A 23,301-nucleotide genomic window follows, 5' to 3' on the forward strand; every position below is an offset into this window, starting at 1 on the left:
CGTGGGCGCGACCGGGCGCCCCGTCAGGGGCGCGGGGCTGTATCGATGTGCGGCTCCGCCGCGTGGGCGCGACCAGCCCCCACCGGCCCGCAGCCGACGCACAACCCCAGGGGTCCGGGGCGAAGCCCCGGGACGTCGGCTGCAGGCGCGTCGTGGTTGCTCGCGCAGTTCCCCGCGCCCCTGACGGGGCTAGGCCACCGGGGCCGTGCCCCGGGTGAGTTCGGCACTCCGCACCGGATCGGACGCCTCCGGCGCCTCGATGCTCACCCTCGGAAGCCAGCGCTCCAGCGCACCCGGCAACCACCAGTTGGCCCCGCCCAGCATGTGCATCAGCGCCGGCACCAGCAGCGTGCGCAGCACGAACGCGTCCAGGGCCACCGCCGAGGCCAGGCCGATGCCGAACATGGCGATCACGCGGTCGCCGCTCAGGACGAACGCCAGGAAGACCGAGATCATGATGACGGCCGCCGAGTTGATGACGCGGCTGGTCTCGGCCAGGCCGACCCGTACCGCGCGGCAGTTGTCGCGGGTCGCCAGCCACTCCTCGTACATGCGGCTGACGAGGAAGACCTGGTAGTCCATGGAGAGGCCGAACAGGACCGAGACCATGACCACCGGAAGGAACGGTTCCACCGGGCCCTGGTGGCCCAGGCCCAGGAGTTCGCTGCCCCAGCCCCACTGGAAGACCGCCACGACGACGCCGAACGACGAGGCCACCGCGGCGATGTTCATCAGCGCCGCCTTCACCGGTATGCCGATGCTGCGGAAGGCCAGGAGGAGCAGCAGGCAGCCCAGGCCCACCACCGTGCCCACGAACAGCGGGAGTTTGCCGCGGATGACGCCGGCGAAGTCGTCGTAGCTCGCGGTCACGCCGCCCACCCGGACCTTCAGGCCCGTGCCGTCCGCCGCCTTCGGGAGGACCTCGGTGCGCAGCCGGTCGACGAGGTCGCTGGTGGCGCGGGCCTGGGGCGCGGTGGTGGGGACGATCGTGATCAGGCCCGTGCTGCCGTTGCCGCTCAGGGCCGCGGGGGTGGCGGAGGCGATGCCCTCCGTGCGGCGGAGGGTGTCGGGGAGCCTGTCGAAGGCGAGGCGGTCCGCGGCGCTGTCGAGCGGGGCGACGAGGGTGAGCGGGCCGTTGACGCCGGGGCCGAAGCCGTCGGCGAGCAGGTCGTAGGCCTGGCGCGTGGTGCTGGAGGCCGGGTTGTTGCCCTGGTCGGAGGTGCCCAGGTGGAGGGAGAGCGTGGGCAGGGCGAGGACCAGCATCACCGCGGCGGCCACCGCGCCGAGCAGTTTGGGGTGCCGTTCCACGAAGGACGACCAGCGCGCCGCGAGTCCGGTGGGGGCCTCGGGGCAGCGTCCCTCGGCGGCGAGCAGACGGCGCTCGCGGCGGCTCAGCGCCCGCGGGCCGATCATGCCGAGCAGGGCCGGGAGGAGGGTGACGGAGGCGGCGACGGTGAGGACGACCGTGAGCGAGGCGGCCACGGCCACGCCGTTGAGGAAGCCGAGCTGCAGGATCAGCATGCCGAGCAGCGCCACGCACACGGTGCCGCCGGCGAAGACCACGGCACGCCCGGTGGTCGCGACGGCACGCTCCGCGGCGACCTCGACCGGCAGGCCCTGCCGCAGCCCCTTGCGGTGCCGGGTGACGATGAACAGGGCGTAGTCGATGCCCACGCCGAGGCCGATGAGCGTGCCCAGCATGGGCGCGAAGTCGGCGACCGTGATCACGTGGCCGAGCAGGACGGTGCCCATGGCGGCGGTGCCGACGCCGACCAGGGCGGTGGCGATGGGCAGCAGGCTCGCCGCGAGCGACCCGAAGACGACGAACAGCACGACCGCTGCGACGGCCACGCCGACGATCTCGCTCAGGTGGCCGCTCGCGCTCTCGGTGGTGGCGATCTCGCTGCCGCCCAGGGCGGTGCTGAGGTTGCCGGTACCGGCCTTCCGCACGGTGTCGACGACCTTCTGCACCTGCGCCTTGGAGGGGCCGCCCGAGGCGAAGGTGAGGGAGGCGTAGGCGGTGTGCCCGTCCCGGCTGGTGTGCCGGGGGCCGACGTCGGCGACGCCGGGCAGGCGCTCGACCTCGTGCAGGACGGACTTCATGCGCTGCTCGACGTCCGCGGCCTTCACGGTGCCCTCGCCGGTGTGCCAGACGATGACGTCGTCGCCGCCCGCGTCGGGGAAGGCCTGCTGCATGAGTTCCGTCGCCCGCGCGGACTCGGTGCCGGGCACGCGGTAGTCGTCGGAGTAGCCGGACCCGGCGGCCGTGGCGGCCGCCGCGGTGCCCAGGAGGGCCAGGAGCCACAGCACGACGACGGCGGTGCGGCGGCGCAGGCACCAGCGGGCGAGTGAGGTCATGGACGGGCTTCCGGGCTGTCACGGGAAAATCCCCCACACTCTGACAGCCGGAAAAGATCCTTTGTCCCCTTTGTGGCTCACACCACAAAGGGGACGAAATCCCGGATCAGCCGGTGACCGATTCCTTTCCGTTCTCGATGTGGCCCATCAGCCGGCGCTTGAAGGAACGATCCTCCGCGGCGCTGACCACGAGGTCGTACCAGCCGTGCTCCCGGTGCGCCGCGTACGGCAGGGTCCGCGTCGACCCGGGCGCGAGGCGCACGGTGCGCGGCCGCTCGTCGCCGTAGCCGTCGACGGCCAGGGTGACGGTGAGCGTCGCACGGCCCCGGTTGCTCAGGGTGACGTGCAGCTCACGCCGCCGGGCGTCGGCCTCGCTGGTGACGTGCAGGGCGGCCGCCGCGCCCTGCGCCGTCCCCTCGAACTCGCGGCGGAAGCCGTTCGGGCCGGTGAGGGTGAAGGCGTACGCGCCCTTGGCCACCGGTACGTCCCAGTCGGCCGCGCCGAGGACGTCCCGGTGCTGCGGCACCGCGTACTCCCCCGCGTACGGGTAGAGCGCGAAGTGGGCGCTGCAGCGGCCGGTGTTGCGCAGCTTCAGCCGGACGACCCCCGCGGCGGCGTCGAACGCCCCGTCGGCGTCGGGCCGGTAGGGCAGCGGGCGGGCCGGGCGGCTGCCCGGCTCCTGGCGCGGCATCCGCTGCCGGGCCGGGGGCTCGGGACTCCACCGGCCGGTGAAGGGCGGGACGGCCCCGGGGGCGTGCACCGCGGGCAGCCGGCGGCCGCGGGTGAAGTCGAAGGCGCCGGTCAGGTCGCCGCAGACGGTGCGCCGCCAGGCGCTGATGTTGGGCTCGTGCACGCCCAGCCAGCGCTCCAGGAAGCGGGTGATCGAGGTGTGGTCGAAGACCTCGGAGCAGGCGTAGCCGCCCAGCGACCAGGGCGAGACGACGAGCATGGGGACCCGGATCCCCAGCCCGACCGGCTGCCCCTGCCAGAACTCGTCCTTCGTCCCGGCCGGCGGCACCGGCGGCGGGACGTGGTCGAAGAAGCCGTCGTTCTCGTCGTAGGTGATGAACAGGGCCGTGTGCCGCCACACTTCGGGGTTGCGGCCCAGCGCGTCGAGGATCTTGTAGACGATCGAGGCGCTGGCGACGGGCGAGGAGGCGCCCGGGTGCTCGGAGTCGGCGCCGGAGGGGACGATGTACGAGACCTTCGGCAGCTTGCCCGAGGCCACGTCGGCCGCGAACGCCGTGGCCGTGGAGCCGGGTTCGCCCCGGTGCAGGGCGCGCCGGAAGAGGGTGTGCTCGGTGCGGGTGAGCGCGGCGACGCCTTCGTCGAGCAGGCCTTGCAGCCGCGTGCGGCCCGCCGCGTCGGCGGCGGCCAGCTTCTCGTAGAAGGCGGTCATGGTGCGGACGCCGTCGACCTTGGCCAGGGCCTTGCGGGCCACCGCCTTGAAGCTCGCGAAGAACTCCAGGTTGTTGTCGGTGAAGTTGTCCCATTCCTGGTAGACCTGCCAGCCGATGCCGGCCTTCTGCAGCCGCTCGGCGTAGGTGGTCCAGGTGTAGCCGGTGTGCTTGTCCTCGTCGTAGGCGTCGTTGCCGACGGCCCGGGCGCCGCCCGGCTCGAAGCCGGTCCAGCCGCTGACCAGGTGGTTGCGGTTGGGGCTGGTGGAGGAGTGGATCGCGGCGTGGTAGGCGTCGCAGACGGTGAAGGTGTCGGCGAGCTCGTAGTGCAGCGGCACGTCGGCGCGGTCGTAGTGGGCCATGGTGGCCGGGGTCTTGGCGGCGATCCAGTTGTCCATCCAGCCGTCGCGCCAGGCCTTGTGGCCGCCGGCCCAGCTGTGGTCGAGGGCGCCGATGTACTGGAGGTCCTTGTGCTGGGCCGCGGCGGCGTCGCGGACGGCGAAGGGCAGCACGGGGCCCTTGGGGCCGGGCTGTTCGAAGATGCTGCCGCCGCCGGGGAGGCGGACGGCGTTGCGGTCCGCGTAGCCGCGCACGCCGCGCAGGGTGCCGAAGTAGTGATCGAAGGAACGGTTCTCCTGCATGAGGACGACCACGTGCCGGATGTCTGCGAGACCGCCGCCGTCCGCTCCTCCGGAGTGCCCGGCCCCGTCCGCGATCGCCTGTTGCAACGACGGCGGCAGCAGCGAGCCTGCCGCCGCGATGGTCGCGGCGCCGGCGCCGAGCGAGAGTGCGCGCCTGCGCGAGATGTCGGGTGACAAAGGGGGATCCCTCCCGGTCGGGGTGCTGGGGCGTGTCCGGCACCACGGCGCCCCGTCAGGGGCGCTGGGGGCACCTCCCAGCGGTAGCTGGGGGAGGAACTGCGCGAGCAACCACGACGCGCCCGCAGCCGACGTCCCGGGGCTTCGCCCCGGACCCCTGGGGTTGTGCGTCGGCTGCAGGCCGGTGGGGGCTGGTCGCGCAGTTCCCCGCGCCCCTGACGGGGCACCTGGTCGCGCCCACGCGGCGGAGCCGCATATGTGGACAGCCCCGCGCCCCTTACAGGGCACGGTAGTGACGCATGATGTCCAAGGGAAGGCCCCCGGCCATCCCGCAGGTGAACGCCCCTCAGCGAGCCGTCCCGTTCCAGCTGTGCGCCACGTCCACCACCACGTGGTTGCCCGACTGGAAGACCCGGAACGGCAGCCGGGCCCGCACTCCCACCCCGACCTGGGTGTCGCCCTCGAAACTGCCGCCGTAGCGGATGTCCTTGAAGGTGCGGTACCCCTCGATGCCCACGCCCGGCAACGGCTTGCCGACGTGCGCCCGGTAGCTGGGCTGCATCGTCTCCGGGTCGTAACTCGGCGCGCCGACGCGGACTTCGAGGATCGCGCCGCCGCCGACCGGGATCAGGTCACCGGAGCCGTCCTGGTGCAACTCGTCCACGTAGCGCACGTGATAGCGGACCGGGCCGTGCTCCGCGCTGCCCTCGGCGCCGCGGATGTCGAAGACCATGCGGTCGAAGCAGGCGTGCTGCCCGGTTCTGATGTTCACCAGCGGTGAATAACCGGCCGTCTCGGTCGCGACCTTGGGAAGGCTGCCCCAGTCGCCCGCACACGCCGCCTCGATGCCGGCCACCGTGGTGGCCCCGTCCACCGCGACCGCCGTCCCGGTCGTCGCCGCCAGCCCCGCGCCCGTCAGCAGGAGCGCCGCCAGCGCTGTGCTCACCCGTCGCATTGCCACTCCCCAGCCCTCGTCAGCCCTCGTCCGGGCACGCGGACCGGCCCGTTCCAGGCGATCATGCCGGACCGTTCCGGCATGTGGGGTGCGTACGGGCAAAATCCAGCCAACTCGGTACATACGCCAACGGCCGCTCCTCCGTGCGGAGAAGCGGCCGTGGCGTGCGTCTGCGGACCGTCAGCCCTCGACGCCCAGCTTCTCCAGGATCAGCTCACGGACGCGCGCCGCGTCCGCCTGGCCCCGGGTGGCCTTCATGACCGCGCCGACGAGCGCACCCGCCGCCGCGACCTTGCCGCTGCGGATCTTGTCTGCGATGCCCGCGTTGGCCGCGATCGCCTCGTCGACGGCCGCACCCAGGGCGCTGTCGTCGGAGACGAGCTTCAGGCCGCGCTGCTCGACGACCGCGTCCGGCTCGCCCTCGCCGGCCAGCACGCCCTCGATGACCTGGCGGGCCAGCTTGTCGTTGAGCGAGCCGTCGGCGACCAGCGCCGCGATCCGCGCGACCTGGGCCGTGCTGATCGGGAGCTCCGCGAGGGCGGTGCCCTCCTCGTTGGCCCGGCGGGCCAGCTCGCCCATCCACCACTTGCGGGCGGCGGCGGAGTCGGCGCCGGCCGCGATGGTGGCCTCGATCAGGTCCACCGCGCCCGCGTTGAGGATCGACTGCATGTCGTGCTCGGAGACGCCCCACTCCTCGCGCAGCCGGTTGCGGCGCACGCGCGGCAGCTCGGGGAGGGTGCCCCGCAGTTCCTCGACCCACTCACGGGCGGGGGCCACCGGCACCAGGTCCGGCTCGGGGAAGTAGCGGTAGTCCTCGGCCTCTTCCTTGATGCGGCCGGAGGTGGTGGAGCCGTCCTCCTCGTGGAAGTGGCGGGTCTCCTGGACGATCTTCTCACCGGCGTTCAGCACGCCGGCGTGACGGCTGATCTCGTACCGGACGGCACGCTCCACGGAACGCAGCGAGTTGACGTTCTTCGTCTCGGAGCGCGTGCCGAACTTTTCGGTGCCGTTGGGGCGCAGCGACAGGTTGACGTCGCAGCGCATCTGGCCCATCTCCATGCGGGCCTCGGAGACGCCGAGCGCCTTGATGAGCTCGCGCAGCTCGGCCACGTACGCCTTGGCGACCTCGGGGGCCCGCTCGCCCGCACCCTCGATCGGCTTGGTGACGATCTCGATGAGCGGGATGCCGGCGCGGTTGTAGTCCAGCAGCGAGTGCTGGGCGCCGTGGATGCGGCCGGTGGCACCGCCCACGTGCGTGGACTTGCCGGTGTCCTCCTCCATGTGGGCGCGCTCGATCTCCACACGGAAGATCTCGCCGTCCTCCAGCTGCACGTCGAGGTAGCCGTTGAAGGCGATGGGCTCGTCGTACTGGGAGGTCTGGAAGTTCTTCGGCATGTCCGGATAGAAGTAGTTCTTCCGGGCGAAGCGGCACCACTCGGCGATCTCGCAGTTGAGCGCGAGGCCGATGCGGATCGCGGACTCGACGCCGGTCGCGTTGACGACCGGCAGCGCGCCGGGCAGGCCGAGGCAGGTGGGGCAGGTCTGCGAGTTGGCGTCGGCGCCCAGCTCCGTGGAGCACCCGCAGAACATCTTGGTCTTGGTGCCCAGCTCGACGTGGACCTCCAGGCCCATGACGGGGTCGTAGGACGCCAGCGCGTCCTCGTACGGCACCAGTTCAGTGACGGTCACGGAAAACTAACCTCTCAAGTCCCTGGCTCAGCCGGCGAGGACGTCGTCGCTGTTCATGCGGCGCAGCTCGCGCACGAGCAGGGCGACGCCGGTGACGATGGCGGCGGCGGAGACGACCGCGTCGACGAGCTGGAGGGTGTCCTGCTCGCTCCGCGCCTTCTTCGCCTGCTTCGCCACGCTCACCGCACCGAACAGGGTGGTGCCGATGGACAGGTACGTACCGGCCTTGGACTTCTTGAAGCCCTTGGCCTTCTTCAGCGCGCTCGACTTCTCTGCACTCACAGCGACGGTGCCTCCTCCAGCAGCGGGTGGCCCCAACGCTCGGTGTACGCGGCCTCGACCGCGGCGCCGACCTTGTAGAGCCGGTCGTCCTTCATGGCGGGAGCGATGATCTGCAGACCCACCGGCAGCCCGTCCTCCGGGGCGAGGCCGCACGGCAGCGACATGGCCGCGTTGCCCGCCAGGTTGGTCGGGATGGTGCACAGGTCCGCGAGGTACATCGCCATCGGGTCGTCGGCGCGCTCGCCGATCGCGAAGGCGGTGGTCGGGGTGGTCGGCGAGACGATCACGTCGACCTGCTCGAAGGCCTTCTCGAAGTCCCGCGTGATGAGCGTGCGGACCTTCTGCGCCGAGCCGTAGTAGGCGTCGTAGTAGCCCGAGCTCAGCGCGTAGGTGCCGAGCATGACGCGGCGCTTGACCTCGGGGCCGAAGCCGGCCTCGCGGGTGAGGGCGGTGACGTCCTCGGCGGAGCGGGTGCCGTCGTCGCCGGTCCGCTTCCCGTAGCGCAGGCCGTCGAAGCGGGCCAGGTTCGAGGAGCACTCGGACGGCGCGATCAGGTAGTACGCGGCGAGCGCCAGGTCGAAGGACGGGCAGTCGACCTCGACGATCTCGGCGCCCAGCTCCTTGAGCAGCTCGACGGACTCGTCGAAGCGCTGCACGACACCGGCCTGGTAGCCCTCGCCGCGGAACTGCTTGACGACGCCGACGCGCATGCCCCGGACCGTGCCGTTCCGCGCCGCCTCGACGACCGGCGGGACCGGGGCGTCGATGGAGGTGGAGTCCAGCGGGTCGTGGCCGGCGATCACCTCGTGCAGCAGGGCCGCGTCCAGGACCGTGCGGGCACAGGGGCCGCCCTGGTCGAGGGAGGAGGAGAAGGCGACCATGCCGTAGCGGGAGACCGCGCCGTAGGTCGGCTTGACGCCGACGGTGCCGGTGACGGAGGCGGGCTGGCGGATGGAGCCGCCGGTGTCCGTGCCGATCGCCAGCGGGGCCTCGTAGGAGGCCAGGGCGGCGCTGGAGCCGCCGCCGGAACCACCGGGGATCTTGGTCAGGTCCCAGGGGTTGCCGGTCGGGCCGTAGGCGCTGTTCTCGGTGGAGGACCCCATGGCGAACTCGTCCATGTTGGTCTTGCCGAGGATGACGACGTCCGCGTCCTTCAGCCGCTTGGTCAGCGTCGCGTCGTACGGCGGGATCCAGCCCTCGAGGATCTTGGAACCGACGGTGGTCGGGATCCCCTTGGTGGTGAAGATGTCCTTCAGCGCGAGCGGGACGCCGGCCAGCGGGCCGAGCTTCTCGCCGCGGGCGCGCTTCTCGTCGACGGCACGGGCCTGGGCGAGGGCGCCCTCGCGGTCCACGTGCAGGAAGGCGTGCACCTTCTCGTCGACGGCGTCGATCCGGGCCAGGTGGGCCTCGGTGACCTGGACGGCCGTGAGCTCGCCGGAGGCGATCTTCTCCGCGATCTCGGCGGCCGTGAGCTTGATGATGATGTCCGTCATGACGGTATTAGTCCTCCCCCAGGATCTGCGGCACCTTGAAACGCTGCTGCTCCTGGGCGGGGGCACCGGACAGCGCCTCCTGCGGGGTCAGCGACGGACGGACCTCGTCCAGGCGCATGACGTTGGTCAGCGGCAGCGGGTGGGAGGTCGGCGGGACGTCCTGTTCGGCGACCTCGGAGACGCGGGCGACCGCGCCGATGATGTCGTCGAGCTGAGTGGCGAAGTGGTCGAGCTCTTCGTCCTGCAGCTCCAGACGTGCCAGCCGGGCGAGGTGGGCGACCTCCTCGCGCGTGATGCCAGGCATGCAGCGATCCTCAGGGTGAGTGTGTAGGTTTCGGGGCCAATCCTATGGCCTCCGGGCGACGGCCTGCCTGACCATTGATCCGGGGCCGGGCCGCCGCCCCGCTCCCTCCGCCGCAACTCGCCTGTCACACGGCATCACAGCGCCCCGTCAGGGGCGCGGGGAACTGCGCGACCAGCCACGACGCTCCCGCGGATGAAGTCCCGGGGCTGCGCCCCGGACCCCCGAGGTGCTGCGTCGGCTGCGGGCCGCCGGTGACCGGTCACGCCCTGGCCCGCGGCGCAGCCGCACCGGCTCGGTCAGGTGACCGCGTCCTCCTCGGCCGGCGAGACCGAGGCCGCGCCCGCGCGCAGGGGCGCGGCCTCCCGGCGCCAGCCGCCCTCCTGGCGGAGCCGGAGCCAGGCCGTGGTCTCGTCCGGCGGCATCGCGGCGGCCACCAGCCAGCCCTGGACCGCGTCGCAGCCCAGATCCCGCAGCCGCTCCCAGGTCTCGTCGTCCTCCACGCCCTCCGCGACCACCAGCAGGCCCAGCGAATGGGCCAGGTCCAGCGTGCAGCGGACGATCTCGGCGTCCTCGTTGTCGATGGCGAGGCGGGCCACGAAGGAACGGTCGATCTTGAGCTCGCTCACCGGGAGACGGCGCAGGTGGACGAGAGAGGAGTAGCCCGTGCCGAAGTCGTCCAGGGACATCTTGACGCCGTGGCCGGTGAGGCCGGCGAGGGTGTCGGCGGCGCGCTGCGGGTCCTCCAGCAGGACGTGCTCGGTTATCTCCAGCTGCAGCGCCCCGGCGGGGACCCCGTGCCGGGCGAGGCGGGCCGCCACCGAGCCCGCGAAGCCGGGCGTGTGGACGTCGCGCGGCGAGACGTTGACGGCAACGGGCACCTCCAGGCCCATCGCCCGCCACTTCGCGACCTGGCCGAGCGCGGTCTCCAGCACGTACTCGGTCAGCCGCGGCATCAGCCCGGACGACTCGGCTATCGCGATGAACTCGTCCGGGGAGACCCGGCCCCGCTCCGGGTGCACCCAGCGCACCAGCGCCTCCAGGCCCTCGACGTGCCCGTCGAAGCCGACCTTCGGCTGGTAGTGCAGCTCGACGTCACCGGCGTCCAGCGCGCGCCGCAGATCCCCCAACAGCCCCAGCCGGTCGGGTGTGTTGCCGTCGCGGCGGGCCTCGTAGACCTCGACGCCGCTGCGGTCCCGCTTCGCCTGGTACATCGCCACGTCGGCCCGGCGCAGCAGGCCTTCGGCGTCGAGCGCGTGGTCGGGGTAGACGGCGACGCCGGCGCTCGCCTCCAGGACGAGGGTGAGCCCGTCGAGGTCGAGCGGGGAGCCGAGGGTGCCGACCAGCGAACGGGCCACCCGCTGGGCGCTGGTGAGGGAGTCGGCGGTGGGCAGCAGCACCGCGAACTCGTCGCCGCCGAGCCGGGCGGCCTCCGCGTCGCGCGGCAGGGCCAGCCGCAGCCGGTCCGCGATCTGCAGCAGCAGCCGGTCGCCGGCGAGATGGCCGAGGGTGTCGTTGACGGACCGGAAGCGGTCCAGGTCGATGAGGACCAACGCGGCCCGGGTGCCCGCCTGTTCGGCCTCGTCCAGGGCCGTCCAGGTGCGCTCCAGCAGCCACTGCCGGTTCGGCAGCCCGGTGAGCGGGTCGCGCAGCTGTTCCTCGGCGCGGGCCCTGGCTATCCACAGCGTGGAGTCCAGCGCGACGAGCGGCACCGCGAACAGCGGGAGCAGCAGCGGCGAGTGGTCGGCGACGACGGCGATGAGCGGGGCGATGCCGAGCAGCGCGCCGCCGACGAGGGCCTGCCGCACCAGGGCGGCCCGGGCGACGCTGGTGAGCGCCACCCGCGGGGCCATGGAGTACCACAGCAGGGAGCGGGTGACGGCGAGGTAGACGAAGGCCGCCAGGGCGATCCGGGGGGCGGCGGACAGCTGCCAGCTGTCCGGTGGCCAGGGGTACTCCACGCTCGCGCTGACGCCGCTTTCGGCGAGCGCCAGCCCGGCCGCGGCGATGCCGAGGATGTCGACCGCGCCGTGGAGTAAGGCCTGCCGCCAGCGGTGCCGGCGGGCGGCCGCGACGAGCGTGACGACCGCGATGCTCACCAGCGCGGACGGGAGCCAGCCGTAGAGCAGCAGCACGGCCAGCGTGAGGGCGGCACCGGAGCCGGTGCCGCCCCACCAGCGGTCCCGGCCGAGGGCGACGAGATGGGCGACGATGAGCGCGGTGAGGGTGGCCAGCGACCAGCCGGTCGTGCCACCGGGGAACAGGGCCCGGCCCGTGACGGCCGCACGGGCCGTTCCGGCCGCGAACGCGAGCGCGGCCGCGGCCGTGCAGACCGTCGGCAGCGCGGGTGGGCGGAGCCTGCGCAGCCGGGATGCCGGTTCGGCGCTGTCGGTGGGTTTCATGCCCGTCCCTCTCACAGCCGGCGGTGCCCGCGCCACGGCAGGCGCACATCTCAACAGTAGGCCGCAGAAGGCTACGGCGGGCAGCGATCGGCAGCGGTTGCCCGAATGCGATCCGGCCTTCTGCAGCCGTCCAGCAGGCGCTGTAGGGGTAATGCCCACTGACTATGCGGGCATTACTCCGCCGGGGTGGCCTCCTGGGGCACGGCAGCCGCGCGCGCCGCCTCGGGTCCTTCCTCGAGCAGGACGGCGAAACCGTCCTCCTCCAGCACGGGAACCTTCAGCTGCATCGCCTTGTCGAACTTCGAGCCCGGGTTGTCCCCGACGACCACGAAGTCCGTCTTCTTCGACACCGAACCCGTCACCTTCGCCCCCCGGCTCTGGAGTGCGTCCTTGGCCGCGTCCCGGGTGTGGGTGGAGAGCGTACCGGTGACGACGACCGTCAGTCCGGCGAGCGGACGCGGGCCTTCGTCGGCTCCGGCCTCCTCCTCCATACGGACCCCGGCGGCCTTCCACTTCTCGACGATCTCGCGGTGCCAGTCCTCGGCGAACCACTCGCGCACCGAGGCGGCGATGGTGCCGCCGACGCCCTCGACCGCCGCCAGCTCCTCCTCGCCCGCCTCCGCGATCCGCTCCAGCGACCTGAACTCGCGGGCCAGTGCGACCGCGGCCACGGGGCCCACGTGCCGGATGGACAGGCCGGTGAGCACGCGGGAGAGCGGGCTCTGCTTGGCCTTCTCCAGCTCGCTCATGAGCCGCTTGGTGTTCTCCTTGGGCTCGGCGGGCAGCGTGCGCTTCTCCTCGCCGCGGCCCACGGTCTTCTCCTGGCCGTAGAAGTACGAGGCGAGGATGCGGTCGTCCTCCTTCGCACCCTTACGGGTGTCCCGGCGCCACATCTTGACGTCGCGGAGGTCCTCGACCTTGATGTCGAACAGGTCGGCCTCGCTGGAGAGCACGCGGGGGCCCTCGTCGGGCGCGGTCAGCGCGCGGACCGTCTCCTCGCCCAGCGCCTCGATGTCCAGCGACTTGCGGCCGGCGAGGTAGAAGATGCGCTCGCGCAACTGGGCCGGGCAGGAGCGGGCGTTGGGGCAGCGGAGGTCGATGTCGCCCTCCTTCATGGGCCGCAGCCCGGCCCCGCACTCCGGGCACTCGGCGGGCATCACGAACTCCCGCTCCGTGCCGTCCCGCAGGTCGGCCACGGGGCCCAGGATCTCGGGGATCACGTCGCCCGCCTTGCGCAGCACGACCGTGTCGCCGATGAGGACGCCCTTGGACTTGACGACCTCCTGGTTGTGCAGGGTGGCGAACTCGACCTCGGAGCCGGCCACCGTGACGGGCTCGACGACCGCGTACGGCGTGACCCGGCCCGTGCGGCCGACGCCCACACGGATGTCCAACAGCTTGGTGTTGACCTCCTCCGGGGGGTACTTCCAGGCGATGGCCCAGCGCGGAGCGCGCGAGGTGGAGCCGAGGCGCCCCTGCAGGGGGATCTCGTCGAGCTTGACGACCACGCCGTCGATCTCGTGCTCCATGGAGTGGCGGACGTCCGGGTCGCCGTAGTGCGCGATGAACTTCCGCACGCCGTCCAGCGAGTCGACGACCTTGGCGTGCGCGGCGGTCGGCAGGCCCCACTCGCGCAGCAGCTCGTAGGCGTGCGACTGGCAGTCGATGTCGAAGCCCTGGCGGGCGCCGACGCCGTGCACCACCATGTGCAGCGGGCGGGTGGCCGTGATGCGCGGGTCCTTCTGGCGCAGCGAACCGGCCGCCGCGTTCCGCGGGTTGGCGAAGGGGGGCTTGCCGGCCTCCACCAGGCGGGCGTTGAGCTCCTCGAACTTCTCCATCGGGAAGTAGACCTCGCCGCGCACCTCGACGAGCGCCGGGATGCGATCGCCCTTCAGACGGTCGGGGATCTCGGAGATCGTGCGGACGTTGGGCGTGATGTCCTCGCCGGTGCGGCCGTCGCCGCGGGTGGCGGCGCGGGTGAGCCGGCCGTGCTCGTAGGTGAGGTTGACGGCGAGGCCGTCGACCTTGAGCTCGCACAGGAAGTGGTACGCGGTGCCCTCGCCGTCGCCGATCTCCTTGGCGATGCGCTCGGCCCAGGCGGCGAGCTCCTCGTCGTCGAAGGCGTTGTCGAGCGACAGCATGCGCTCGCGGTGCTCGACGGCCGTGAACTCCGTTTCGTACGCGCCCGCGACCTTCTGGGTCGGGGAGTCCGGGGTGCGCAGCTCCGGGTGCTCCTCCTCCAGGGCCTCCAGCGAGCGCAGCAGCTTGTCGAAGGCGGCGTCGCTGATGACCGGGGCGTCCTTCACGTAATACCGGAAGCGGTGCTCCTCGATCTGCTCGGCGAGCCGAGCGTGCTTCTCCCGCGCCTCCGCGGGCACCGTGGCCTGCGCCGCGAGCTCGTCGAGCTCCTCGCCCCGCTGCCCGCCTCGCTGTTCGACAGCCACCGTTCCGTCCTCCCGTTGCTCCATGCGTGCCGTCACTCCGGGTTGTCCGCGAGCGATCGGGCAGCCCGGACGCAGTGCTCCAGAACCCGGCGGGCATATGCGGGCGAAGCGCCCGCGAGCCCGCACGAGGGAGTGACCACCACGGACTCCGCGAGAGTCCCCGGTGCCAGCCCCAGCCTGCGCCACAGCGTCCTGACACCCATGACGCTACCGGCAGGGTCCGACAATGGACCGTCCGTGCCGGGCACCACGCCCGCGAAGAGCGTCGTCCCCGCCTCGACCGCCTCACCGATCGCATCGTCCTCACGCTCGGTGAGGAGGGAGAAATCGAACGAGACGCCGGTGACGCCCGCACGGCGCAGCAGCGCGAAGGGCACGCCGGGGGCGCACGAGTGCACGACGACCGGGCCGTCCGCGACCGCGACGAGGTCCCGCAGCGCCCCCTCGACGACGGCCCGGTCGACGGCCCGGTAGGTGCGGTAGCCGCTGGCGGTACGGATCTGTCCGCGCAGCACGGCGGTGAGCGAGGGCTCGTCGAGCTGGAGCACCACCCGGGCGCCGGGCACCCGGCGGCGGACCTCGGCGAGGTGGTTGCGCAGGCCCTCGGCCAGCGAGCCGGTCAGGTCCCGGCAGGCGCCGGCGTCGTTCAGCGCGGCCTCGCCGCCGCGCAGTTCGAGCGCGGCGGCGAGGGTCCACGGCCCGACGGCCGAGACCTTGAGGGTGCCCTCGTAGCCCTGGGTGAACTCCTCCAGGGCGTCGAGGTCCTCGCCCAGCCAGGAGCGGGCCCGGCGGGTGTCCCGCCCGGGCCGGTCACTGATCCGCCAGCCGCTGGGCTCGACGTGGGCGAAGACCTCCACCAGCATCCCGGCGGTCCGGCCGATCATGTCGGCTCCCGGCCCGCGGCCGGGGAGTTCCGGCAGGTACGGCAGGGTCTCCAGCGACCCGGTGACGGTCTTGGCGGCCTCGCGCGCATCGCCGCCGGGCATCGACCCGACCCCGGTCGCGGTTCCGGGGGCGGCAGTGAAACTGTTCTTCTCGCTCACCCCGGAAGCGTACTCAGCCTGCCGGCTCAGGCGCCCCGTCAGGGGCGCGGGGAACTGCGCGATCAGCCACGACGCGCCCGCAGTCGAGGTTCTCGGGGCTTCGCCCCGGTGGCTGATCGCGCCCACGCGGCGGAGCCGCATATGTAAACAGCCCCGCGCCCCTGACGGGGCGAAGCCCTAGTGCCCGGGCCGCACGGACAGGTCGTTGATCTCGGCGTCCCGCGGCAGGTCGAGCGCGAGCAGCACGGTCGCGGCCACCGAGCGCGGGTCGATCCAGCGCTCTGCGTCGTACTCCTGGCCCTCCTGCTGCCGCACCTTCTGCTGCATGGGCGTGGCCGTGCGCCCCGGGTAGACGCTGGTGACCCGCACGCCGTTGGTGTGCTCCTCCTCGCGCAGGGCGTCGGCGAGCGCCTTGAGCCCGTGCTTGCTGGCCGCGTACGCGCCCCACTCGGCGTTCGCCCGCAGCCCCGCACCGGAGTTGATGAAGACCACGTGCCCCTTGGTGACCCGCAGCTGGGGCAGCAGCAGGCGGGTCAGCTCGGCGGGGGTGACGAGGTTGACCGCGAGGGTGTTGTTCCAGGTCTTCGTGGTGAGCTCGCCGACCCCGCCGAGGTCGGCGACCCCGGCGATGTGCAGCAGCGAGTCGATCCGGTCCGGCAGGGTCTGGTGGCCGAGGGCCCAGGAGAGCCGGTCGGGGTTGGCCAGGTCGGCGACGAGCGTGCGCGCGCCGGGGAAGCGGGCGGCCAGTTCCTTGGCCCGTCCCGCGTCCCGCGCGAACAGCCACAGCTCGTCCCCGCGCTCCAGCAGCTGCTGTGCGACGGCTTCGCCGATGCCGGAGCCGGCGCCTGTGATCACATGTGTTGCCATGGGTGACAGCTTGCCTTACCGGCTCGCGCCGACGCTTTCCAGATACGCGAGCGCGCTCGCCCCGTCCTCCGCGAAGAACACCAGCTCGGCGAGGGGCAGCGGCAGGAACCCCTCGTTCTCCATGCGCTGGAACTGCTGCTTGAGCCCGTCGTAGAAGCCTGCGGTGTTCAGCAGCACGACGGGCTTGGTGTGCAGCCCGTGCTTCTTGAGCTCCAGGATCTCGGTCGCCTCGTCGAGCGTGCCGGTGCCGCCGACCATGACGACGACGGCGTCACCGCGGGCGAGCAGCCCCGCCTTGCGCTCGGCGAGGTCCTTGGCGACGACCATCTCGTCCGCGTTCTGCCGGGCCTTGGCGGCGAGGAACTCGACGGAGACGCCGACCAGTCGGCCGCCGTGCTGTTGCACGCCGTCCGCCATCACCTTCATCAGCCCGGACTCCGAGCCGCCCCACACCATGGTGTGGCCGCCCTTGCCGATGAGTTCGGCGAACTCGCGGGCGGGGGTGGTGTATCGGTCGTCGAGGTCGGCGGCGGAGCAGAAGACGGTGATGTTCATGGGGTCAACGGTACGCGCGGGCCTACGCGGCCAGCGCGGGCACCGCTCCCGGGGGCGGGGACCCGGGGTCCAGCACCAGCTCGAACCAGATGATTTTGCCGAGCACCCCGAGCGGGGACCGGCCGAGGGGGAAGCCGCCCCAGCGGTGGGCGACGAGGTCGAGGATGAGCAGGCCACGGCCGCAGTGCGCGTCGCTCGCGGGGTTCGGCACGGGAACGGGGAGATGGGGCCCGGTGTCGGTGACGCTCACCCGCAGCACGGGGTGCGCCCAGGTGAGCCGGACGGCGGCGGGGCCGCGCGAGTACCGGACGGAGTTGGTGGCGAGCTCGGACGTCAACAGCTCGGCGCGGTCGGCTAGTTCGTGGAGCCCGTGGGCGGAGAGCACGGCGCGGAGGGTGATCCGGGCGATGCCGGGGCCGCGGGGGTCGCGGGGGAAGGCGAGTTCGTACTCCCAGGGTTCGGTGAACGGGATGGGGGCGGGGCGTGGGGGGCGTGGGTGCAGGTGCGGGTTGTCCATGGGGAGCACCTCCGATGGGGCCGTGCCGTGCGGTGTCCTTGCCGCGTTGAACGCGGTGCGCTTCCGCGGGGCGCGGCGCGGTTGAGTGGCGTGGCTCACACCGTAGAGCCTCGCGACTCACGCGTGAGCCACATTTCACGAATGAGTGAGCTGGCGGCGAACTCACTAGACCGGAACGCAGCACGCTGCCAAACTGCTTGGCGCGTATGAGAGAGGATCCATGGCTCCACGAAACGGCCCCACAGGCCGCCAGAAACGCCTGGCCACGGAGATGCGCCGGCTACGCGAACAGGCAGGAATCTCGGTCCAGCAGGCGGCTGCCATGCTCGGCGCGGACCGCACGATGATCTCCAATATCGAGGCAGGCCGCACCGGACTCAGCGAGGAGCGCGTCCGGCATCTGGCCTGTCGGTACCGATGCCCGGACCCGGAACTGACCGATGCACTGGCCGCCATGGCAGGCAATCGCCGGCCACGCCCATGGTGGGACGAGTACCGAGGAAAGCTCCCGGACGGACATCTGGGCGTCTCCGAGATCGAGCACTACGCAACCCGAATCCGCACTGCACAGACCGTGCATCTGCCCGGCCTCTTCCAGACCGAGGACCACGCGCGAGCCCTCTTCGAGCTCGTCGTTCCCAAGTTGCCACGTCTGGAGGTAGAACTGGGGGTCGCTCATCGCCTCGGTCGCCAATCCGTCGTCAACGGGGACCGTGCAACTCCGTACGTCGGCATCATCCACGAGGCCGCCCTCCGCCTGGAGTTCGGAGGGCGCGACGTTGCTCGCAAGCAGTTGGAGCACCTGGCGGAAGCCGCAGACCGGGAGAACGTAACCCTTCGGGTCATCCCATTCAGCGCAGGCGGCTTCCACGGCGCGGGCCACTCGATCCTCTACGCGGAAGGTCCCGTGCCTCAACTCGACACGGTCCACCTGGACACCGAACTCGGGGCCCACTTCATCGACGCACCCACGCCACTGGCCAACTACCGTGCTCTGCTGGACCTGATGGAAAGCTCGGCACTCCCGCCTGACGAGTCACAAAGCCTCATCTGGTCCATCGCACGCGAAATGTGAGAGGCCCAGACCGTGATAGACCGCAACTGGCAGCGCTCAAGTTTCAGCGGGGGCGGCGGCAACAACTGCGTCGAGTGCACAGCAACCGGCACCGCGACGGTGGCCCTCCGCGAGAGCGAAGTCCCGGCAGGGGTCATAAGGGCGGGCCGGGGCGCCCTCGGGGCACTACTCGCCGGTATAAAGGCGGGCAGAGTCGGACCGCACGACTTCGCAACCGATAGGGACTGACAACGCATGCCCACCAAGACAGTTGACATCACCACCCCCGACGGCACCGCCGACGCCTTCGTCGCCTTCCCCGACGACGGCGAGCAGCACCCCGCCGTCCTGCTGTACATGGACGCCCTCGGGCTTCGCCCGGTGATCCACGCGCTGGCCGAGCGGCTGGCCGCCGAGGGCTACTACGTCCTGGCCCCGAACGTCTACTACCGCCAAGGCCGCGCGCCCCTGTTCGAGGTGCCCGACCTGAGCACCCCCGAGGCCCGCGGGGCGTTCTTCGAGACCCTCGGCCCGCTGCTCCAGTCGCTCACCGCCGAGCGGGTGCTGAGCGACGCCGGCGCCTACCTGGACTTCCTCGCCGCACAGCCCGAGGTCGGCCCCGGCCCGGTCGGGTCCGTCGGCTACTGCATGGGCGCGGCCCTGGCGGTACGGACGGCGGCGGCCCATCCCGACCAGGTGGCCGCCGCGGCCGGTTTCCACCCCGGCCGCATGGTCACCGAGGAGCCCGACAGCCCGCACCGGCTCGCCCCGCAGCTGCGGGGCGAACTCCTCTTCGGTCTGGCCGAGCAGGACGAGCCCATGCCCGAGCTGGACAAGGCCCTGGACGCCGCCGGGGTCCGCTACACCTCCGAGGTCTACCCGGGCACCATCCACGGCTTCACCATGTCCGACACGGCAGCCTTCAGCCCGTCCGGCCTGCAGCTGCACTGGGACCGGTTGCTGCCGTTCTTCGCCCGGACTCTCGCGACCGGCTGATTCCTCGCAACGCCCTCGCGAATCAAGAGGGCCGATACGGACACGATCGCCCTGGCGATATTTGCCCCTACACACGCCGATGACGGGTGGGAGAGAGGACGACTCCCCCAACGAGGCGTGGAGCCTCCACTTCCTCGGGCCAATCGCCGGTGACGAGCCGAGCGAGTAGCACCGCTCCGGACGACCGACGCCAGGCCGGCGAGGTGCTCCTCGCCGGCCTGGAGCACGTATGCCGGGACACCAACTGCCGTTCACTCCATCGGGCGTTCTGAGTGAGAACGCCTGCACGGGGCCCCGACACCAGGGCAGGGTCGTGGCCACGTCGGACCACACAGTTGGAGCGCCCGGTGACGACTGCGGAAATGCAGCGGTTCAAGGAATTCGACGAGGCATTCCCGGACTACAACGCCGAAATGATCGACGGAGAAGTCGACTTCGACACCGTGGTTACGCCTGCTCACGGCGCGATGGTGATGGCCATTGCAGCTCAGCTCTTGGCGAAGTGGTGCGTTACGACCGCAGTCAACACCGTCTACGAGGGCTGGCACGGGACGACGTACCTGCGCCCGGACGTGTCCGTCTCGGACCCGTCCTACCGGCGAGTCGATCTCGAAGAGTTCCCGGCGGACGAACTCGTCCTCGTGGCCGAGGTCACCTCCAAGTCGAACCCGGAGAACGACACCGTCAAGAAGGTCAGGAAGTACGCCCAGGCCGGGGTGCCCTACTACCTCATCGTGAACGCCATTGAGGGCAAGTGTCTGCTCTACTCACACCCTGAAGACGGCCACTACGACTCCCCCACGGAAACCCCGTTCGGCGACCCGGTGTCCATCGGAGCCCCCATCAACACGGAGCTCGATACGACAGGCCTCCTCACCTACTGAGCCGCCCGCAGGGCACCCCGCTCCGTACCGGCTCCACGAAGCGGCCCCGGAGCTCCTCCACGCCCCTTAGCACAACCGTCTGCCTGGTGCCCACACTCTTCACCCGGCTACACGAATCACGTCGGTCCCAGACGGTCCGTGGATAGGCTGGGCACCCCGACCGAGCGAGGAGGCGACTCCGGATGAGCAGCCAGCCTGTGCACCACCACGACGGGCCCCTGATCCCCATGCCCGAACTGAACCTGCCCTCGCTGCGTGCGGCGATCGCCACGGTCGCTCCGGAACGGTTGCCGGAACTGTTCACCGAAATGCAGACCGCATTCGACGAGGCCGGCAAGAACCACAGCATCGGCCCCATCCATCTGTTCTACATTCGGTGGGGCACGATCGTCGCCATCGAGCGGGATCCCGAACGGTCCGCCCGCTTCCACGCCGCGGAAGAGCGCATGCAGACGAGCCATGACAACGCCGAAGTCCGGGCCGCCATCCACGAGATCGGAACGATCATGCGGGCAGCTCAGCAGGAAGTCGAGGCTCTGAACCCCCGATGAGCACGTGGACCTGGGCATACGATCCGGACGGCTACGGAGACAGCCTCCCTCCCGACGTGCAGGCCGCGGTCGAGCGCCTGGGTGCAGACCTGGCAGAGCTCAACTCGATGGTCTATCTCGACGGAGCCGCCTACCAGGGCCTGTCACCCGGGCTGCGGTTCGAGAGCGGGAAGACCGCAACCGGCCGGGAGTTCACGATCAACTACGCAACGCACGTCCGAGGGGAATGCGTGGTGATCGTCAGCGTGATCGTGTACTGATCATCGACGGGTTGCCCTCGCGCGCCCGCTCGGTTGCCGCGATCGTCGCCGACCCCACCACCCGCGTCCCGTCGTACAGCACGATCGCCTGCCCCGGGGCCACGCCCCGTACCGGCTCCGTGAAGCGGACGCGAAGCTCCGCATCGCCCACCGGCTCCGCCGTGACCGCCGTCTCGCCGCCGTGGGCGCGCAGCTGGGCCGTGTACGTGCCCTCCCCCGCGGGAGCGACCCCGCACCAGCGCGGCTTGATCGCCGTCAGGGCGATCACGTCGAGCGCCTCCACCGGGCCCACCGTCACCGTGTTGTTCACCGGCGAGATGTCCAGGACGTAGCGCGGCTTGCCGTCCGGGGCCGGGTGGCCGATGCGGAGGCCCTTGCGCTGGCCGATGGTGAAGCCGTAGGCGCCCTCGTGGGTGCCGACCTTGGTGCCGGACTCGTCGACGATGTCGCCCTCGGCCTTGCCCAGCCGCTTCGCCAGGAAGCCCTGGGTGTCGCCGTCCGCGATGAAGCAGATGTCGTGGCTGTCGGGCTTCTTCGCCACCGCCAGGCCACGGCGCTCCGCCTCCGCGCGGATCTCGTCCTTGGTGGTGATCGTGTCGCCCAGCGGGAACATCGCGTGGGCGAGCTGCTTCTCGTCCAGGACGCCGAGGACGTACGACTGGTCCTTCGCCATGTCGCTCGCGCGGTGCAGCTCGCGCGTGCCGTCCTCGTTCACCACGACCGTCGCGTAGTGGCCCGTGCACACCGCGTCGAAGCCGAGCGCGAGGGCCTTGTCCAGCAGGGCCGCGAACTTGATCTTCTCGTTGCAGCGCAGGCAGGGGTTCGGGGTCCGGCCGGCCTCGTACTCCGCGACGAAGTCCTCGACGACGTCCTCGCGGAAGCGTTCGGCGAGGTCCCAGCAGTAGAAGGGGATGCCGATGACGTCCGCGGCGCGGCGGGCGTCGCGGGAGTCCTCGATGGTGCAGCAGCCGCGGGCGCCGGTGCGGAAGGATTGCGGGTTCGCCGAGAGGGCGAGGTGCACGCCGGTCACGTCGTGGCCGGCCTCGGCGGCGCGGGCGGCGGCGACGGCGGAGTCCACTCCGCCGGACATGGCGGCCAGTACGCGGAGCCCCCTGCGGGGGGCCTTGGAGTCGGGGGCACCGGGGAAGTCAGTCATAACCCCTCCAGGGTACGGGGGCGGGAGGAGGTGAGGTTCTGCGGCTGCGGGTCGTCTGTGGCTGGTCGCGCAGTTCCCCGCGCCCCTCCCCCTAGCTCAGCCCCGCGCTCCTCGCCCGTTCCACCACGGGGCCGATCGCCTCGATCACCGCCGCCACGTCCTCACGCGTCGACGTGTGGCCCAGAGAGAAGCGGAGCGTCCCCCGTGCCAGTTCCGGGTCCGTGCCCGTCGCGAGGACGACGTGGCTCGGCTGGGCCACCCCGGCCGTGCAGGCCGAGCCCGTCGAGCACTCGATGCCCTGGGCGTCCAGCAGGAGCAGCAGGGAATCGCCCTCGCACCCCGGGAAGGAGAAGTGGGCGTTGGCCGGGAGCCGGCCCGCCGGGTCCGGGTCGCCGCCCAGGACCGCGTCCGGGACGGACCCCCGCACGCCCGCGATCAGCTCGTCCCGCAGGGCGCCCACCTCGCGGGCGAACTCCTCGCGCCGCTCCGCGGCCAGCGCGCCCGCGACGGCGAACGCGGCGACGGCCGGCACGTCGAGCGTGCCGGAGCGCACGTGCCGCTCCTGGCCGCCGCCGTGCAGCAGCGGCACGGGCGCGTACTGGCGCCCCAGCAGCAGCGCGCCGATCCCGTACGGACCGCCGATCTTGTGGCCGCTGACCGTCATCGCGGCGAGCCCGGAGTCGGCGAAGCTCACGTCCAGCTGGCCGAAGGCCTGCACCGCGTCGGCATGCAGCGGAATACCGAATTCCGCGGTGACATCGGCCAGTTCGCGGACCGGCATGACCGTACCGATCTCGTTGTTGGCCCACATGACGGTGACCAGGGCCACATCGTCCGGGTTGCGGGCGATCGCCTCGCGCAGCGCGTCCGGGTGCACGCGCCCGTAGGCGTCGACCGGCAGGTACTCGACGGTCGCGCCCTCGTGCGCGGCGAGCCAGTCGACGGCGTCGAGCACGGCGTGGTGTTCCACGGGGCTGGCCAGGACGCGCGTACGGGCCGGGTCGGCGGCGCGGCGGGCCCAGTACAGGCCCTTCACGGCGAGGTTGTCCGCTTCGGTGCCGCCCGCGGTGAACACGACTTCGCTGGGGCGCGCGCCGAGCGAGGCGGCGAGCGACTCGCGCGCCTCCTCGACGGTGCGGCGCGCCCGCCGCCCGGCGGCGTGCAGCGAGGAGGCGTTGCCCGTGAGGGCGAGCTGGGCGGTCATCGCCTGCACCGCCTCCGGGAGCATCGGGGTGGTGGCGGCGTGGTCGAGGTAGGCCATGGTGGGCACGATTCTACG

At 71.8% G+C, this 23,301-nt stretch carries 21 protein-coding genes; 6 read left to right on the top strand and 15 right to left on the bottom strand.

Translation table 11 applies throughout. The features are described from left to right. Nucleotides 1-189: 189 nt before the first annotated feature. From ACMATS_RS11960 to ACMATS_RS12020, 13 genes are all read right to left on the bottom strand, one after another. Nucleotides 190-2,358 (bottom strand): MMPL family transporter, encoded by a 2,169-nt coding sequence (locus ACMATS_RS11960; RefSeq protein ID WP_414167880.1) that lies wholly within the window; start codon nt 2,356-2,358, stop codon nt 190-192. Between the two features lie 106 nt (nt 2,359-2,464). Beyond that, nucleotides 2,465-4,573 (bottom strand): phosphocholine-specific phospholipase C, encoded by a 2,109-nt coding sequence (locus ACMATS_RS11965; protein WP_414167881.1) that lies wholly within the window; start codon nt 4,571-4,573, stop codon nt 2,465-2,467. A gap of 346 nt (nt 4,574-4,919) precedes the next feature. Next, nucleotides 4,920-5,528, bottom strand: coding sequence for a hypothetical protein (locus ACMATS_RS11970; protein WP_414167882.1), 609 nt, complete (start codon nt 5,526-5,528; stop codon nt 4,920-4,922). 180 nt (nt 5,529-5,708) lie between these two features. Beyond that, a complete protein-coding gene (gene gatB, locus ACMATS_RS11975; RefSeq protein ID WP_390776661.1) occupies nt 5,709-7,217 on the bottom strand; it encodes an Asp-tRNA(Asn)/Glu-tRNA(Gln) amidotransferase subunit GatB in 1,509 nt (502 codons plus the stop codon). 27 nt (nt 7,218-7,244) lie between these two features. Then, nucleotides 7,245-7,499, bottom strand: coding sequence for a hypothetical protein (locus tag ACMATS_RS11980; protein WP_336413452.1), 255 nt, complete (start codon nt 7,497-7,499; stop codon nt 7,245-7,247). Further along, the gene (gene gatA, locus ACMATS_RS11985) at nt 7,496-8,992 is read right to left on the bottom strand and encodes an Asp-tRNA(Asn)/Glu-tRNA(Gln) amidotransferase subunit GatA (RefSeq protein WP_390776660.1); all 1,497 of its coding nucleotides are present in this window, start codon (nt 8,990-8,992) and stop codon (nt 7,496-7,498) included. Before gatA ends, ACMATS_RS11980 begins: the two co-directional genes overlap by 4 nt. A gap of 7 nt (nt 8,993-8,999) precedes the next feature. Then, entirely contained in the window at nt 9,000-9,296 is a 297-nt protein-coding gene (gene gatC / locus ACMATS_RS11990; RefSeq protein WP_336413454.1) for an Asp-tRNA(Asn)/Glu-tRNA(Gln) amidotransferase subunit GatC, read from the bottom strand. A gap of 296 nt (nt 9,297-9,592) precedes the next feature. Next, nucleotides 9,593-11,695, bottom strand: a complete 2,103-nt coding sequence (locus ACMATS_RS11995) for a putative bifunctional diguanylate cyclase/phosphodiesterase (protein WP_391151689.1) — start codon at nt 11,693-11,695, stop codon at nt 9,593-9,595. A 173-nt stretch (nt 11,696-11,868) separates the two neighbouring features. Continuing rightward, on the bottom strand, nt 11,869-14,163 hold the full coding sequence (gene ligA, locus ACMATS_RS12000; protein ID WP_414167883.1) for an NAD-dependent DNA ligase LigA: 2,295 nt from the start codon (nt 14,161-14,163) through the stop codon (nt 11,869-11,871). A gap of 8 nt (nt 14,164-14,171) precedes the next feature. Next, on the bottom strand, nt 14,172-15,182 hold the full coding sequence (locus ACMATS_RS12005) for a methionine synthase (protein WP_414167884.1): 1,011 nt from the start codon (nt 15,180-15,182) through the stop codon (nt 14,172-14,174). Nucleotides 15,183-15,359: 177 nt separating this feature from the next. Then, on the bottom strand, nt 15,360-16,049 hold the full coding sequence (locus ACMATS_RS12010) for an SDR family oxidoreductase (RefSeq protein ID WP_414167885.1): 690 nt from the start codon (nt 16,047-16,049) through the stop codon (nt 15,360-15,362). A gap of 15 nt (nt 16,050-16,064) precedes the next feature. Continuing rightward, nucleotides 16,065-16,604, bottom strand: a complete 540-nt coding sequence (locus tag ACMATS_RS12015; RefSeq protein WP_414167886.1) for a TIGR00730 family Rossman fold protein — start codon at nt 16,602-16,604, stop codon at nt 16,065-16,067. A gap of 22 nt (nt 16,605-16,626) precedes the next feature. Further along, on the bottom strand, nt 16,627-17,121 hold the full coding sequence (locus ACMATS_RS12020) for an ATP-binding protein (RefSeq protein WP_390776654.1): 495 nt from the start codon (nt 17,119-17,121) through the stop codon (nt 16,627-16,629). Between the two features lie 220 nt (nt 17,122-17,341). On the opposite strand from ACMATS_RS12020, the gene ACMATS_RS12025 reads away from it, so the two are divergent. From ACMATS_RS12025 to ACMATS_RS12050, 6 genes are all read left to right on the top strand, one after another. Next, complete coding sequence (locus ACMATS_RS12025) at nt 17,342-18,196, top strand: helix-turn-helix domain-containing protein (RefSeq protein ID WP_390776653.1); 855 nt, start codon at nt 17,342-17,344, stop codon at nt 18,194-18,196. A 12-nt stretch (nt 18,197-18,208) separates the two neighbouring features. Beyond that, complete coding sequence (locus ACMATS_RS12030; RefSeq protein WP_414167887.1) at nt 18,209-18,424, top strand: DUF397 domain-containing protein; 216 nt, start codon at nt 18,209-18,211, stop codon at nt 18,422-18,424. 6 nt (nt 18,425-18,430) lie between these two features. Beyond that, complete coding sequence (locus ACMATS_RS12035; protein WP_414167888.1) at nt 18,431-19,171, top strand: dienelactone hydrolase family protein; 741 nt, start codon at nt 18,431-18,433, stop codon at nt 19,169-19,171. 347 nt (nt 19,172-19,518) lie between these two features. Continuing rightward, nucleotides 19,519-20,055, top strand: a complete 537-nt coding sequence (locus ACMATS_RS12040) for a Uma2 family endonuclease (protein WP_414167889.1) — start codon at nt 19,519-19,521, stop codon at nt 20,053-20,055. A 182-nt stretch (nt 20,056-20,237) separates the two neighbouring features. Then, entirely contained in the window at nt 20,238-20,606 is a 369-nt protein-coding gene (locus ACMATS_RS12045) for a hypothetical protein (RefSeq protein WP_391151683.1), read from the top strand. Next, entirely contained in the window at nt 20,603-20,866 is a 264-nt protein-coding gene (locus ACMATS_RS12050) for a hypothetical protein (protein WP_391151681.1), read from the top strand. Before ACMATS_RS12045 ends, ACMATS_RS12050 begins: the two co-directional genes overlap by 4 nt. Here the strand turns inward: ACMATS_RS12050 and mnmA are convergent. Beyond that, nucleotides 20,847-22,022, bottom strand: coding sequence for a tRNA 2-thiouridine(34) synthase MnmA (mnmA, locus tag ACMATS_RS12055; RefSeq protein ID WP_414167890.1), 1,176 nt, complete (start codon nt 22,020-22,022; stop codon nt 20,847-20,849). The genes ACMATS_RS12050 and mnmA overlap by 20 nt on opposite strands. Before the next feature lie 91 nt (nt 22,023-22,113). Beyond that, a complete protein-coding gene (locus tag ACMATS_RS12060) occupies nt 22,114-23,283 on the bottom strand; it encodes a cysteine desulfurase family protein (RefSeq protein WP_414167891.1) in 1,170 nt (389 codons plus the stop codon). Nucleotides 23,284-23,301: the final 18 nt, after the last annotated feature.

This window comes from Streptoverticillium reticulum (assembly GCF_047456005.1).
Classification (GTDB): domain Bacteria; phylum Actinomycetota; class Actinomycetes; order Streptomycetales; family Streptomycetaceae; genus Streptomyces; species Streptomyces reticulum.